Source organism: Dehalococcoidia bacterium (genome assembly GCA_025054935.1).
Taxonomy (GTDB): Bacteria; Chloroflexota; Dehalococcoidia; order SpSt-223; family SpSt-223; genus JANWZD01.
This window is the reverse complement of record JANWZD010000008.1, coordinates 84,397-98,632: the sequence shown is the minus strand read 5'-3', so window position 1 is coordinate 98,632 and position 14,236 is coordinate 84,397. Positions and strand designations below refer to the sequence as shown.

The 14,236-nt window shown below is 67.9% G+C and carries 14 protein-coding genes and 1 riboswitch; of the genes, 10 read left to right on the top strand and 4 right to left on the bottom strand.

What is annotated here, in order from left to right:
* Window positions 1–148 precede the first annotated feature (148 nt).
* The 10 genes from NZ773_10150 to dprA all read left to right on the top strand — a co-directional run bounded on the left by NZ773_10150 (window position 149) and on the right by dprA (window position 8,008).
* Window positions 149–340: a cysteine hydrolase gene (locus NZ773_10150; protein MCS6802285.1), complete on the top strand. Its 192-nt coding sequence runs from the start codon at window positions 149–151 to the stop codon at window positions 338–340.
* A 50-nt stretch (window positions 341–390) separates the two neighbouring features.
* Entirely contained in the window at window positions 391–1,011 is a 621-nt protein-coding gene (locus NZ773_10145; GenBank protein ID MCS6802284.1) for a TlpA family protein disulfide reductase, read from the top strand.
* The gene (locus NZ773_10140) at window positions 1,008–1,736 is read left to right on the top strand and encodes a cytochrome c biogenesis protein CcdA (GenBank protein ID MCS6802283.1); all 729 of its coding nucleotides are present in this window, start codon (window positions 1,008–1,010) and stop codon (window positions 1,734–1,736) included. The genes NZ773_10145 and NZ773_10140 overlap by 4 nt, the downstream gene beginning before the upstream one ends.
* Window positions 1,737–1,740: 4 nt before the next feature.
* Window positions 1,741–2,199: a cytochrome c-type biogenesis protein CcmH gene (locus NZ773_10135; GenBank protein MCS6802282.1), complete on the top strand. Its 459-nt coding sequence runs from the start codon at window positions 1,741–1,743 to the stop codon at window positions 2,197–2,199.
* 600 nt (window positions 2,200–2,799) lie between these two features.
* Window positions 2,800–2,913, top strand: a riboswitch (TPP riboswitch).
* Between the two features lie 55 nt (window positions 2,914–2,968).
* The gene (locus NZ773_10130) at window positions 2,969–3,742 is read left to right on the top strand and encodes a thiazole synthase (GenBank protein ID MCS6802281.1); all 774 of its coding nucleotides are present in this window, start codon (window positions 2,969–2,971) and stop codon (window positions 3,740–3,742) included.
* Complete coding sequence (thiS, locus tag NZ773_10125) at window positions 3,739–4,542, top strand: sulfur carrier protein ThiS (GenBank protein ID MCS6802280.1); 804 nt, start codon at window positions 3,739–3,741, stop codon at window positions 4,540–4,542. Before NZ773_10130 ends, thiS begins: the two co-directional genes overlap by 4 nt.
* A 1-nt stretch (window position 4,543) precedes the next feature.
* The gene (locus NZ773_10120; GenBank protein MCS6802279.1) at window positions 4,544–4,885 is read left to right on the top strand and encodes a histidine triad nucleotide-binding protein; all 342 of its coding nucleotides are present in this window, start codon (window positions 4,544–4,546) and stop codon (window positions 4,883–4,885) included.
* Window positions 4,882–5,367 (top strand): NUDIX hydrolase, encoded by a 486-nt coding sequence (locus NZ773_10115; GenBank protein MCS6802278.1) that lies wholly within the window; start codon window positions 4,882–4,884, stop codon window positions 5,365–5,367. The genes NZ773_10120 and NZ773_10115 overlap by 4 nt, the downstream gene beginning before the upstream one ends.
* Window positions 5,368–6,627: 1,260 nt before the next feature.
* A complete protein-coding gene (locus NZ773_10110; GenBank protein MCS6802277.1) occupies window positions 6,628–6,894 on the top strand; it encodes a BON domain-containing protein in 267 nt (88 codons plus the stop codon).
* A 31-nt stretch (window positions 6,895–6,925) separates the two neighbouring features.
* Entirely contained in the window at window positions 6,926–8,008 is a 1,083-nt protein-coding gene (gene dprA / locus NZ773_10105) for a DNA-processing protein DprA (GenBank protein ID MCS6802276.1), read from the top strand.
* Between the two features lie 432 nt (window positions 8,009–8,440).
* On the opposite strand, the gene dnaK is transcribed toward dprA, so the two are convergent.
* The 4 genes from dnaK to NZ773_10085 all read right to left on the bottom strand — a co-directional run bounded on the left by dnaK (window position 8,441) and on the right by NZ773_10085 (window position 13,836).
* Window positions 8,441–10,339: a molecular chaperone DnaK gene (gene dnaK / locus NZ773_10100; protein ID MCS6802275.1), complete on the bottom strand. Its 1,899-nt coding sequence runs from the start codon at window positions 10,337–10,339 to the stop codon at window positions 8,441–8,443.
* Window positions 10,317–10,703, bottom strand: a complete 387-nt coding sequence (locus tag NZ773_10095; protein MCS6802274.1) for a MerR family transcriptional regulator — start codon at window positions 10,701–10,703, stop codon at window positions 10,317–10,319. Before NZ773_10095 ends, dnaK begins: the two co-directional genes overlap by 23 nt.
* Before the next feature lie 1,081 nt (window positions 10,704–11,784).
* Window positions 11,785–12,825 carry an alpha-ketoacid dehydrogenase subunit beta gene (locus tag NZ773_10090; GenBank protein MCS6802273.1) on the bottom strand — a complete coding sequence of 347 codons (1,041 nt, stop codon included), beginning with the start codon at window positions 12,823–12,825 and terminating at the stop codon, window positions 11,785–11,787.
* A gap of 12 nt (window positions 12,826–12,837) precedes the next feature.
* Window positions 12,838–13,836, bottom strand: coding sequence for a thiamine pyrophosphate-dependent dehydrogenase E1 component subunit alpha (locus NZ773_10085; protein MCS6802272.1), 999 nt, complete (start codon window positions 13,834–13,836; stop codon window positions 12,838–12,840).
* Window positions 13,837–14,236: the final 400 nt, after the last annotated feature.

The following is a 14,236-nucleotide window of genomic DNA, read 5'->3' as shown; positions in this document are numbered from 1 at the left end:
CCGGATGAGACCGCTGTGACAGCATGCGCTATGCCTTCTCGCTGCGCCCCCCAGCGCGCAGAGAGCGGCTTTCCTTGACAGCGCGGTCGGACGGAGGTCGTCGCCCGAGGCTAGGGAGCGTGCCGCTCTCACCGCCTCGCACCGCGAGGTGAGGGAGCGCGTTGGCGGTCAGCTTTGGGTCGAGCGCACCGCGCGTGAGGCAGTCGACCGCGGCTGCGGCGTCATCACGCTCGAGGACGGGTGCGCGGGCGCTTCTGAGGAAGCGCACCGCGGGGCGCTGCGCCTGCTGCGCGCTCTCGGTGAGGTCCAGACAGTGCGCGCGCGGTTCGACAACGCCTGAGTGCTCAGCGCTCACGTCGGAAGACGCCGCCGCCGTTCTCGGATACAATTTTGGAGACAGCCGGATTTCCGGATGTCGCGAAAGGCACGATGACCTCCACCCTCGACCGATCGGCATCGCTCGAGCCCTCTTCCCCGACATGGACCGTTGGGCGGCTGATCGGGATCGGCTTTGTTTTCGCTGTTGCCATCGCACTGCTCGGACTGCTCGGCTATGGGCTGCTGGTCTCGGGAAAGCCGCGCGGCGACGTGCCGATCGAGCCGCGGCCGGCGCGGCCGTTCACTCTTCGCCTCTTCGATGGCTCGACCCTCTCGCTCGACGAATTGCGCGGCCGGCCGGTGCTGGTCAACTTCTGGGCATCGTGGTGCGGCCCGTGCATCGAGGAAGCGCCGGTGCTCGAGCGGGCCGCTCAGCGCTACGCGTCCACGGGACTTGTCCTCGTCGGCGTTGGGGTGTGGGATAGCGAGCAGAACGCCCGCGCTTTCATCCAGCGGCATGGCATCACCTACCCGAACGGCCTCGACCCGACTGGCGCGGTCGCAATCGACTACGGCGTTGGAGGCGTCCCAGAGTCGTTCTTCATCGACCGCAACGGCATGATCGTCCGCAAGTGGGTCGGGCCGTTGACCGACCGGCAGATTGCGCTCCTGCTGGATGAGTTGACGAAGTGACCGACCTCGTTCCGCACGTCAGCTGGACCGTCGCCTTCCTGGCCGGGCTTGTCTCGTTCCTCTCGCCGTGCGTTGCGCCGCTCGTGCCGGGCTATGTCGCGTACGTCTCCGGCGCGTCCCTCGACCGGCCTGCGCCGATCACCCGGGTGCTTGGCACGACCTTGCTGTTCGTCCTCGGGTTTACCTTCGTCTTTGTCGCGCTCGGCATGTCGGCCGGGCTGGTTGGCGCGGCCATGGAGGGGGTCCGCCCCGTGCTTTACCGCGCCGGCGGAGCACTCCTCATCGTAATGGGGCTGACGCTGATCGGCATCGGGCCGCGGTTTCTGCAGGCCGACCGACGCGTTCATCTCCCGCGTGAGGCGCTTGGCCCGGCTGGCCCCGTGCTCCTCGGGATGGCCTTCGCCTTCGGCTGGACGCCCTGCATCGGGCCGATCCTCGCCTCGATCCTGTTCTACGCCGGCACCCGCGAGACGGTCGGCCAAGCGGGGCTGCTGCTGCTCGCCTACTCCCTTGGCCTCGGGCTCCCCTTCGTCGCGGTCGGGGTCGGACTGAGCCGCCTGCTCGGCGCTTGGCGCGCGCTGCGCCGAGTGAGCGGCCCGCTCAGCGCGCTCTCCGGGCTGACGCTCATCGCTGTCGGCGTGCTGTTCCTCACCGACCGGTCCTACATTGTCGCCATGCTGGTCGGACGGCTTGCCGCGTTCTGGCCAGTGCCATCCATGGGGTAGCGCAATGTTCCGTCTCCTGCTCGCTCTGCTGCTCGGCGCTCTCGCTGTCACGCCGGCCTTCGCCCAAGACCCGACGCGGGACGCCTTTCTCCTCTACCGCACGCTCAAATGTCCTGTCTGCGAGACGTCGCTCGAAGGGTCCGATAGCGCGCTCGCCAATCAGATGAAAGAGCAGATCCGCCAAAAGCTCGCCGCCGGCGAGACCCCTGAGCAGATCACCGCCTATTTCGTCGAGCGCTACGGCGAGTCGATCCTCGTCGCGCCGCCGAAGGAAGGCCCTAGTCTGACGGCGTGGATTATGCCGGCCGTTGGGTTTGTGATCGGCATCGGCGTGGTCACCCTCGCTCTCCGCCGACTGAGCCGGCGCGCGCCGAGCGCCCCTCTCGTTCCGGCCGACGACGCGCCGCTCGATCCGGAGTATGCTGCCCGCCTCGAGCGGGAACTCCAAGAAGCGGAGCGGTAGCCGCCCTCCCCCGCGCCGCGGGAGGAGACGCTGCGCGCTGACGATCACGGTGAGCAGAAAGAGGTGATGCTCCCCGTCACGCCTGACGCCGGTGACGGTAGGGAGGGAGCGAGGAGTTGCTGATCGAGCGAGCCGGGCGGACAGCGGGCGCGCGTGAGCACCACCGGCCCGAGCGAGCGGCGGGCGCTGCCGAAGCTGCTGATGCAGTCGGCTCGCACGAAGAGTCAGCCATCGTCGCCGAACTGGACCGGAGAGCGCTCGGAGCCGGCACGTCGGTCCGGCGGTCGCCCGAGCACCGTTTCGCCTGCCACTTCCAAAGCGTTTCAGTGACTAGCGCCGCTCTCGGCCGCTCCCCCCGGGGCTCGAAGACGTCCGCAAGGACGTCGGCAAGGCGGGCGAGCGCGCTTTGGTGAGGAACGCTCGCTCCCTGCGTCTGCTCGAAGGGTGGCCCGCTGTCCACGCGGCGAGCGGCCTCGCGACGAAGGCGGGCGGCACGACGATCGGAGCGCCTTGTTCGCGTCTCCTTTCGGGAAGAACGCCCATGCCCCGCCGGCGCGCTCGTCATGAGGGTGTGGTAGGATATTGAGAATGAACTGAACATGTGCGCGCTGGGGGAGCCCGGGAGTCGGGCTGAGAAATCGGCAGGAGCCGCCGATGACCCCGAAACACCTGATCCGGGTCGTGCCGGCGGAGGGAATGCGTGGAATGCAAACGCCGCACCGGCCGTTCGGAGGCGGCGTTTCTCGTTCCCGCGCACCGGAGGAGCGCTATGACCGACCCCCTGATCATCGCTGGCCGAACGTTTCGCTCGCGGTTGATGCTCGGCACCGGCAAGTACCGGACGCCCGAGGAGATGAACGCGGCGCTTGCCGCCTCGGGGACCGAGATTGTCACCGTCGCCATTCGCCGCCTGCCGCTCGACCGTCCGGGGGAGAAGACCCTGCTCGACTATGTCGACTGGTCGCGCTACACCATCCTGCCGAACACCGCCGGCTGTGCCACCCCAGAGGAGGCGCTGCGGATTGCCCGTCTCGCGCGCGCGCTCGGCCTGCCGAACTGGATCAAACTCGAAGTGATCCCTGACCCGAAATACCTCCTTCCCGACCCGATCGGGACGCTCGAGGCGGCGCGACGGCTGATTGAAGAAGGCTTCGACGTTCTGCCGTATATCAACGACGACCCGGTGCTTGCTCGCCGGCTGGAGGAGATCGGCTGCGCAACGGTCATGCCGCTCGCCTCGCCGATTGGCTCAGGGCAAGGAATGGTCAACTTCGAGCAGATCAAGATCATCATTGAGCAGGCGAGCGTCCCCGTTGTCGTCGACGCGGGGCTGGGAGCGCCTTCTGATGCCGCTCTCGCGATGGAGATTGGCGCAAGTGCCGTTCTCGTCAACACGGCCATCGCTGAAGCGAAGGACCCGGCACTGATGGCGGAAGCATTTCGGCTTGGTGTCGAGGCCGGCCGCCTCGCCTATCGCGCCGGCCGGATCCCGAAGCGCGCCTACGCCAGCGCAAGCAGCCCGCTGGAGGGGGTCGTCCGGTGACGATCGGCGGGCTGCTTGTCGTCTCCGACCGCCGCCTGACCGGCGCGGAGGGACTGGTGGACGCGCTCGTCGAAGCAGCGGCGGGCGGCGCGACGGCAGTGCAGCTGCGCGAGCCGGACCTCCCGGCGCGTCAGCAGTATGAACTGGCCTGCGCCCTGCGCGCGCGGCTGCCGGCAGGCGTCCTGCTCTTCGTCAATGAGCGGGTCGACATCGCCCTCGCGGCGGGCGCGGATGGGGTCCAGTTGCCGACGGGCGGCTTGCCGGTCGCTGCTGTGCGGCGCATCGCGCCCCGGCTGATCGTCGGCCGCTCAGTCCACGCCGTCACCGATCTCGATGAGGCAGATTTCTTTATCGTCGGGACGATCTACCCCAGCCGCTCTCATCCCGACCGCCCAGCAAGCGGTCTCGACCTGCTGCGCGCTGTCCGCGCCGCGACGAGCAAGCCGCTCCTCGCTATCGGCGGCATCACTGCCGAGCGCGCTCCCGACGTGCGGGTCGCCGGTGCAGACGGGGTTGCTGTCATCTCGGCAGTGCTCGGCGCAGCTGACCGACGGGATGCGGCGGCGGCGATCGCGCGTGCCTTCGGAGGGACGACCATGATTCGTGTCCAGCTCAACGGCGCGCCGCGCGAGATCCCCGCGGGGATGACAGTTGCGGCGCTTCTTGAATCGCTTAAAGTTGACCCGCGGATCGTGGCGGTTGAGCTGTCGGGGGAGATTGTCGCCCGCGAGCGCTTCAGCGAGACCGTCATTGCCGACGGCGCGACGATCGAGATCGTCCGCATGATCGGTGGAGGGTAGCGTGGACTGTCTGTTCTGCAAGATCATCGCGGGCGAGATCCCATCCCGCATGGCGTATCAAGACGAGCGCGTTGTCGCCTTCCACGACATCGCGCCGCAAGCGCCCGTCCATATCCTCATCGTCCCGCGCGAGCATCTAAGCGGCCTGAGCGCGCTCACCGCCGACCATGGCCCGCTGCTGGGCGCGATCCACGCAGCGGCGAACACTGTCGCGCAGCAGCACGGGATCGCCGAGACCGGCTACCGGCTGGTCGTCAACAATGGCCCGCATTCCGGCCAGACGATCTTTCACCTTCATTACCATCTGCTCGGCGGCGCGCCACTCGGCCGGTTCGGCGCGTGAAGTTCTGCACGGCGTGCGGCGGACCGCTGGAGGAGCGTCCCGTCGAAGGCAAGCTGCGGCCGGTCTGCACGCGCTGCGGCCGCATTCACTACCGCAACCAAGCGCCGGTCGCCGTCTGCATCGTTGAGCATGCCGGCGGGGTCGTCCTCGTCAAGCGGGCGAATGAGCCCGGGCTCGGCCGCTGGGCGCTGCCGGGCGGCTTTGTCGATTGGGACGAGGATGTCGAAGACGCCGCCCGGCGCGAGGTGCGCGAGGAGACGGGGCTTGAAATCGCGCTGCTGGGGCTGGTGGATGCGCAGTCGTTCTTTGAGCCGAACAAGCACGGGCTCGCGGTCTTCTACCGCGCCGTTGCGCGAGGCGGGACGCTCCGGCCAGGCGATGATGCCGCCGAGGTCGCGGTCTTCCCTCCTGACGCCCTGCCGCCGGTCGCCTTCGCCACTCACGAGCGCGCCCTCCGCAAGTGGCGCGAGGAGAGGCAGTAAGCAGCGCCCCAGCAATCGGCTGCAGGCCACGCCGCGCTCCTCCCTGCCCTCCTCTTTCCTCCGACTGGACGCGCGGTCGATTTGGCAGCACGATCACGGGGCCGCCCGAGGCGTTCCCGGTCATCGTTGCGCCCCTCGTCTGGCGCCGTCAGCCTTCCAGCGTGGGATCTCGTCCGGCGTCGCTGCGAGCGAGCGCAGCACCGCGCTGAAGGCGCTACCACCCGCAGGCCACAAGCCCGTCGCTGCGAGCGCACAGCACCCCGGCCGAAAGCGCTACCACCCGCAGGCCACAAGCCCGTCGTTGCGAGCGCACAGCACCGCGCCGAAGGCGCTACCACCCGCAGGCCACAAGCCCGTCGTTGCGAGCGAGCGCAGCGAGCGTGGCAACCCCGATCAGAACTGAGACCGCAGCCTCTGCTGAAGTGAGCGTGGTCCCACTGAGGACGGGATTGCCACGGCCCGCCTGCGGCGGGCCTCGCAATGACGGAGACAGCAGGGCTCAGCCTAATGCCCGCAGCCAGAGTAGCAGCAGCACTGCGCAAGCTCACTATGACGGAGACAGCAGGGCTCAGCCTACCGGGCTGGAAAGCAATGGAAGTTCCACGCTAAGCGCCCGTCGTTCGCAATAGCGGCGGCAGCGGCCCCAGCTTAATTTTCTGGACGAGTCGCTTTGTTTCTCCTCAAGAACCTTGCCATGACGGGGAAAGTACACCCCGGTTTGATGCCGGCACAAAAGGAGGCGACCGTCACCTCGATACTGTCTTGCTTGTCTCGGCGCTCGGGGAGCCTCGCTGCAGCAGGGCGAGTGGCGTGCTGCTCCCTTTATGGTTTTTGAAGGCTGAAGCGCGCCGCAGTGCTGACGGTGAGGCGAGCGAGAGGGATGCTGCGGCCGCGCTCCTAGGGCAACCGAGGGCAGGCGACCATCGCCGACGGCGAGGGCGATGCGCCTGATGCAGCGCTCCAGCGCCGTCGCGATGCCGTCGCGAGCGCGGAGCGGCTCGGGCAATGCGCAGCGCGAGCCTAGAACGCGCGGAACAGGAGCAGGACCCTGGGCAAGGATTGCCCTCGCAATGCGTGAGCCTGAGGGGAATGGAACCGAGAGAGCGGTTCCTAAGCGCGCGGCTATGCCGCGTGGGCCTCGAGCCGCGTCGACTGCACCGCTGAGCTCGCCATGCCGAGCGTCGGGCCAAGCGGAGGCCGGAGAGCTGCGCATGACGTCGGCTACAATCAGCGGGGAACGATCGTCGGGAGAAGGTCGCGATGTTGCCGGAGCCGCACCGTTACCGCGTGGCAAACCGCCTCAATACCAGCCGGGATGTCGGCATCATCTGGCGGATCAATCAGGCCCTCGCCCGCGACCCGCGCACCGCTGGCCATCAGATCGAGATCACCGCCGTCGAGGATCGGATCCGGCTGCTCGGCACCGTTCCCAGCCCCGAGGTCCGCGACGCCGCTCTCGAGATTGTCCGTTCCTTGCCGGGCATCGCTGCAGTGATCGACGATATCCGCGTCGTCCGCCGACACTGACACCGGAGCGACCGACGCCCAGCGGGCCGCCATGAGCGAGGATCTTGCCTACCGCATCGCCTTGGCGCGCGTGCCGGGTATCGGTCCGTCGAAGTTTCGCCGCCTGGAGCAGGCCTTCGGCGACCTTTCGTTCGCTTGGCGGGCGAGCGCTGCCGCCTTGGCCGCCGCCGGCATTGACGAGCGTACCCGCGAGGCGCTGGCGGCAGCGAAGGCGTCCATCGATCCCGAGCGCGAACTGGAGCAGCTGCACCGGGCCGGCGTGCGCGCCTTCGACTGGAATGATCCCGCCTATCCCCGCCTGCTGCGCGAGATCGATGCTGCCCCGCCCGTGCTCTTCGTGCGCGGCACGCTTCGAGACGAAGATAGCCGCGCGATCGCCGTCGTCGGCACGCGCCGAGCGACCCCGTATGGCCGGCAGGCAGCGGCCCAGTTCGCCCGCGACCTCGCTCAGCGCGGCTACACTGTCGTCAGCGGGCTCGCCCGGGGCATCGACACCGTCGCTCACCTCGCCAGCCTCGATGCCGGTGGCCGGACGATCGCCGTCTTCGGTTCCGGGCTGGACATTATCTACCCCGCTGAGAACGCCAAGCTGGCAGCGCGCATCGTCGAGCAGGGCGCGCTCGTGAGCGAATATCCCCTCGGGACAAAGCCGGCGCCGACCAACTTCCCCCAGCGCAACCGGATCATCAGCGGACTGAGTCGCGGCGTCCTTGTCGTCGAAGGAGACCGCTCCAGCGGAGCACTCCTTACTCTCGCCTACGCGCTCAACCAGAACCGCGAGACGTTTGCTGTTCCCGGGAGCATCTTCTCGTCCCTCTCGGACGGGCCGAACCAGTTCATCAAGCGCGGCCTCGCCAAGCTGGTCAGCACGGTCGAGGACGTGATCGACGAAGTTGGCCCCCTGCAGGGCCGGCTCGACATGCAGGAAGCCCTTACGGACGACCCGGTCGAGGCCGCGCTCTTGCCACACCTCTCGCGCGAGCCGCTCCACATCGACGAGCTCTGCCGGCTGGCCGACCTGCCCGCCGCGAGCGTCAGCGCCGCGCTGGTCATGCTCGAACTGAAGGGCGTCGTGCGCCATCTCGGCGGCATGCAGTACGCTCGCGCCGTTTGACCGCGCGAGGCTGTCGTCGCAACCCCAAGGGTGACGAGAGGGGCAAAAGTCTGCGCCAGCCGGCCGGCAGCGACGGCTTCGTAGATGCCGCGCTCGTCTTCGCCGTCACTGAGCCGATCGCTGGGGGGTATCATCTGCCATCGTCGGTATCTGCCGCTCTGACGGGCGTCCGTCAATGGCGTCTTGCGAGTGCATCCTGCCGCCAGCGACAGGCAGAGCCATGACGGGCAGCATTCCTGGCGTCGTTGCGAGCAGCCACGTCGTCGCCCGGCAGCGGCAACTCGGTCTGATTACGGCCGAGCAGGCTCGGGCCGGATATGCGAATTGACGTTCAGGACCCTCGAGGAGCGCCGAGCGGGCTCGGCGGGGGGGGTGAGGGCGCCACGGCAGAAAAACCCCCTCTCCTTGGGAGAGGGGGCAGGAGATGAGGCGCTACAGTTCGCGGAACTCGCCTTCGACGGTGCCCTCATCGGACGGGCGCGGCCCGGCGCTCGGCCCAGCGCTTGGACCATCGCCGCCGGCAGCCTGCTGACTGTAGACCGCCTGCCCGACGCGCTGGAGCGCCTGCGACAGCTCATCGCGCGCGGTGCGGATTGTGGTAGCGTCGCCGCTTTGGAGTGCCGAGCGCACCGCCGCGATCTTGCCTTCGACCTCTAGCTTCAGGTCAGAGGGGATACGCTCGCTGTGCTCGCGCAGCATCTTCTCCGCTTGGTAGGCGAGCGAGTCAGCTTGGTTGCGCAGTTCGATCTCCTCGCGGCGGCGGCGGTCCTCTTCGGCATGCGCCTCAGCGTCGCGGATCATCCGCTCAATCTCCTCTTTCGAGAGGCCGCTCGAGGGCTGGATCGTGATCTTCTGCTCGCGTCCTGTCGCTTTGTCTTTTGCCGAGACCGAGAGGATGCCGTCGGCGTTCAGGTCGAAGGTCACCTCGATCTGCGGCACGCCGCGCGGCGCGGGAAGGATGCCGTCGAGAACAAACCGGCCGATCGATTTGTTCTCGCTCGCCATCGGCCGCTCGCCTTGGAGGACATGGATCTCGACCGAGGTCTGGTTGTCCGACGCGGTCGAGAAGATCTCGCTCTTACTCGTCGGAATGGTGGTGTTGCGCGGGATGAGCGGCGTCATCACTCCGCCGAGCGTCTCGATGCCGAGCGTCAGCGGCGTCACGTCGAGCAGCAAGACGTCGCGCACTTCGCCCTTCAGCACCCCGGCTTGGATCGCCGCGCCGATCGCCACCACCTCGTCGGGGTTGACACCCTTGTGCGGCTCCTTGCCGAACAGCCTGCGGACGCGCTCGATAACGAGCGGCATGCGCGTCTGGCCGCCGACAAGCACCACCTCATCGATCTGGCTGGCGGTCAGTCCGGCATCCTTGAGCGCCTGCTGGACCGGCCCGACCGTGCGCTCGACCAAGTCTTCGACGAGCTGCTCCAGCTTGGCGCGCGTCAGGGTCATCGTCAGATGCTTCGGCCCGCTCGAATCGGCCGTGATAAACGGCAGGTTGATCTCTGTCTGCTGGGTCGAAGACAGTTCGATCTTCGCCTTCTCCGCAGCCTCCTTCAGGCGCTGCATCGCCATCCGGTCTTGGCGCAGGTCGATCCCCTGCTCCTTGCGGAACTCATCCGCCAGCCAGTCGATGATCCGCTGGTCGAAGTCATCGCCGCCAAGGAACGTGTCTCCGTTGGTGCTCTTGACCTCGAAGACCCCGTCGCCCAGCTGGAGGATCGAAATGTCGAAGGTGCCACCGCCGAGGTCATACACGGCGATGTACTCGTCCTTCTTCTTGTCGAGGCCGTAAGCAAGCGCCGCTGCCGTCGGCTCGTTGATAATGCGCAGCACTTCCAGGCCGGCGATCTTGCCGGCGTCGCGGGTCGCTTGGCGCTGGCTGTCGTTGAAGTAGGCCGGGACGGTGATGACGGCCTGGGTGATCTTCTCGCCCAGCTTCGCCTCGGCATCGGTCTTCAGTTTCTGCAGGATCATGGCCGAGATCTCCGGCGGGCTGTATTTCTTGCCGCCCATCTCGACCCAGGCATCACCATTCGGCGCCGGCACAATCTTGTAGGGAACGATCTTCATCGTCCGCTGGACCATCGGGTCGTCAAACTTGCGGCCCATCAGACGCTTGACCGAGAAGATCGTGTTCAAGGGGTTGGTGATCGCCTGCCGCTTGGCGACTTGACCGACGAGCCGTTCGCCGGTCTTGGGGTTGATGGCGACGACCGAAGGAGTGATGCGGTTGCCTTCGGCGTTTTCGATGACGACCGGCTCGCCGGCGTCCATCACGGCGACGACGGAGTTCGTCGTCCCAAGGTCAATGCCTATCACTTTGGCCATGCGTTCCTCCATATGATGATTTGGGGACGCCGAGCTCGTCGAGCATGGCCCGGATGGCGGCTCGGCTGAGCTCTCGGTGTTCAGCAGAAAGGCTGTCCAGCTGCCCCAACAGCTCGTCCAGCTCACGCAGACGGCGCGTCAACCGCAGCGCTAATTCCACCCCGGCGAGATTGATCCCCCGCTCTTCGACCAGCGTCTTAATCTGAAACAGCCGGTCGAGATCTTCTGCCGAGTAGAGGCGGAGATTGCCCTCCGAGCGCGAGGGCTCCAGGAAGCCAGCACGCTCATACTTCCGCAACGTCTGCGGGTGCATCTCGACAATGCGCGCCGCCACGGAAATGATGTACTGCGCTTTCTCAACCATCACGCTCGTCCGCCCGTGACTGCTGCTGCAACTGTACGAACTTGATACAAGTCGTGTCAAGGCGTCTAACAAAAGTCTAATAGAGGCAATCGGCACCCGCCGGAAGAGGCGCCGCGCTTCGGCACGACCCGCCGGCAATGCCGCTGCCGTGCAGGGAGCACGGCAGCCAACTGGCCTGAAGAAACGCCGGCCGACCGCCGCCCCCGAACCTCCGGCGCGCCGTCCGACGCCGAGCCGGCGCCCGCTGGCGTCGTGCTGGGCAAGGGAGAACGCCGCGCCCTAGCGGCCGGGCAGCGGTCCTCCTCCAGCGACAGCGTCCGAACGGAACTGTTCAGCATCCCCTCCCGCACACGGCTGAAGCGACCGGCGACGCGCGTTCGAGACCGTCACGTTTCCCCGCACGCCCCTCAGTGCGTCTCTTCAGGCGGGCAGCTGTTCGCCGCGCGGGACGCCTGCGTTGACAAGCGCTCCCCCTTCGATAGAGCGCTGAGCGGCCGAGAGGAGCGGAGCGCCGTTCCGAGGCAGAGCGCAGGACGGCGGCAGGACAGCAGGCCGAGCTCGCTGTCGGGGAGGCAGCGCATCGCGGCAGGGCTCCCTCTCTCGAGCCGGAACGAGCCCCTTCGACATGCGGGCGCCGATGACGTCTTCTCCGCAAAGCCCCGCCGCTGCCTCACGCGAGCGCACCGTGCGCACTGCCCCAAACGACACGCGGCGAGGTCACGAACCGAGAGCAGCGCAGCGAGGAGAGGCCGCAGCATGGTGCGTCCGCGCCCCCTCGCAGGGGAGAGCGCAGGATGAGGCGCGCCCGGCGAGAGAAGACGGCTCCCATCCACCCTTCGGCAGGCAACTGCTCAGGAGCAGCGCCCCTGCCGGCAGCTGGAGAACGGGTTCGCCGCGCGTCTGCCCGATGGTCGCGGCGGGCAGCATCGCCCCCGGCGGCTCTGTCCGGCGCAAGCCGCATCCTCGTCGGCGCTCCTTTCTTTGGCGAGCCGGCCGCGGCGAGTGGGGGCTGTTCCCATCAGGATGCCCCAGATCCGCGGCGCTCCTCCTCTCCCCGGCGCGCTATCGAAACGCAGCGGCTCTACGCCGCGCCGCGAACGAGCGCCCGCGCAGCCGCGACGAGGTCGGCCACTTGCGGCAGCGCTGCTTCCTCCAGCACGGCGCTATAGGGAACCGGCACATTCTTGCCGCAGACACGCAGCGGCGGCGCATCGAGATAGTCGAAGGCGAGCTCGACAACGCGGGCAACGATCTCCGCCCCATAGCCGGCCCGCGTCACCGCTTCGTGGGTGACGATCAGCCGCCCCGTCTTCTTAACCGAGGCGACGATCGCCGCCTCGTCAAGAGGGACAAGCGTGCGCGGGTCGATCACCTCGAGTTCGATCCCCTCCTCGGCCAGCTGCTCGGCAGCCTGAAGCGCCTTCAGCACCATCATATGGATGCCGACGACAGTAACGTGCCGGCCCGGACGCTTGATGTCCGCGACACCGAGCGGGATGGCATACTCGCCGGCAGGGACGTAGCCTCTCGTGCCGTAGAGCAGCTTGTGCTCGAGGAAAACGACCGGATTGTTGTCGCGGATCGCGCTCACGAGCAGCCCCTTGGCGTCGGCCGGTGTGCTCGGGGTGACGACCTTGAGGCCGGGGACATGACAAAACCACGCCTCGAGGCTCTGGCTGTGCTGGGCGGCGTTGCCGCGTCCGGCGCCCTGCTGGGTCCGCAGGACGAGGGGGACGCTCACCTTGCCGCCAAACATGTAGCGCAGCTTGGCCGCTTGGTTGACGAGCGGCTCCATCGCGAGGCCGACGAAGTCGACATACATCAGTTCGACGACCGGCCGGCTGCCAGCAGCCGCCGCGCCAACCGCAAGCGCGACAATCGCCTCCTCGGAAATCGGAGTGTCGCGCACGCGTTCGGTGCCGAACTCATCGGCGAGACCGCGCGTCACGCCGAACACCCCGCCGCCGCCCCACGCCGCTACATCCTCCCCCATCACGAACACCGTTGGGTCGCGACGCATCTCTTCGCGCAGCGCCTCGTTCAGCGCCTGCGCATAGGTGAGGAGACGCTCGTCGCCTGCTGAGGCCGGGGCGGGCGCCTGCCGCTCGGAGGTCGTCACCATTGTGCTCCCCCACTACGCGTAGATGTCCGTCAGGAGCTGGTCGACAGTCGGTGGCGGACTTGCCTTGGCGAAGGCGACAGCATCGTCGATGCGCGCTACCGCCTCGGCATCGATCGCGGCGAGGTCATCGGCCGTCGCCATGCCGCGCGCCACCAGCCGTTCGCCGAGAAGACGGATCGGGTCGCGGGCTCGCCACCGCTCGGCCTCGTCCTTCGGGCGGTAGTTGAGCGGGTCGCCGGCGTGGTGGCCGACGAACCGGTAGGTGCTGGCGATCAGGTAGCTCGGCCCCTCGCCCCGCCGGGCGCGAGCAACGAGCTGGCGCGCCGCCCGCGCCACCGCTTCGACGTCCATGCCGTCTACCGTCACCCCCGGGATGCCGTAGCCGGCCGCTCGCTTCGCCGGGTCCCCGCCGGCGATCGTCCACGCCGCCGCCGCTGACATTGCGTACTGGTTGTTCTCGCAGACGAAGACAACCGGCAGCGACCAGATTGCGGCGAGGTTGCTCACTTCATGGAGGACACCTTGATTGAGCGCGCCGTCGCCGAAGAAGGAGACCGCGATCGCGCCGGTGCGCTGAAGCTTGGCGGTGAGCGCCGCGCCGGCCGCGAGGCCGATCCCGCCGCCAACGATGCCGTTCGCGCCCAGCATCTTGCGGTCGAGGTCGGCGATATGCATGCTGCCCCCCTTGCCGCCGGAGTAGCCGGTCGCCCGGCCGAGCAGTTCGGCCATCATCCGGCGGACGTCGCCGCCTTTGGCGATTGTGTGGCCATGGCCGCGATGGGTGCTCGAAATGTAGTCGCCCGGCTCGAGCGCGAGACAGACCCCGACAGCGACGGCTTCCATGCCGATGTAGGGGTGAGTGCTGCCGCGCAGTTCGCCCGCGCGATAGAGATCGAGGGCGCGCTCTTCAAAACGCCGGATGGTGACCATCTGCCGGTAGGCCTCCAGCAGCCGGTCCGCCGGCAGGCCGCGATCGTCGAGCGCGAGAGCTGGTTGTCCGGCGCCGTCCATGCATCACGCTCCCACCGCGCCGTCAGGCGCGCTGATCGGTGCTGCACACAATAGAGGATCCCGCCCGATTTTTGACGGGGATCGACCGACCGAGCGCGGGCTAAGACGTTCTCCAGCACCGCTTCCGGCCGCGCGCTGTTACAGCAGGCCCCGCCTCGAGCCAGGAAGCGCGGCCGCGAGCAGGGCGAGGGCAGTGCCCTCAGGGCACCCTTGACCGCGTCCAGAACGCCATCATGGCGTGTCAGGGACGAGAGGCCGCGCGCGCCGGCGTCCTCTTGCCCCACGGCGGCCAGCATGAGCAGTGTTGCGAGGCGCGCCAGCGAATCGACACGGTGCGCCCCGATCGCCGTCCCCACCACCGGCAGCGCACTCTTAACCGCTTGGCGCTCCAGCAGCTCCA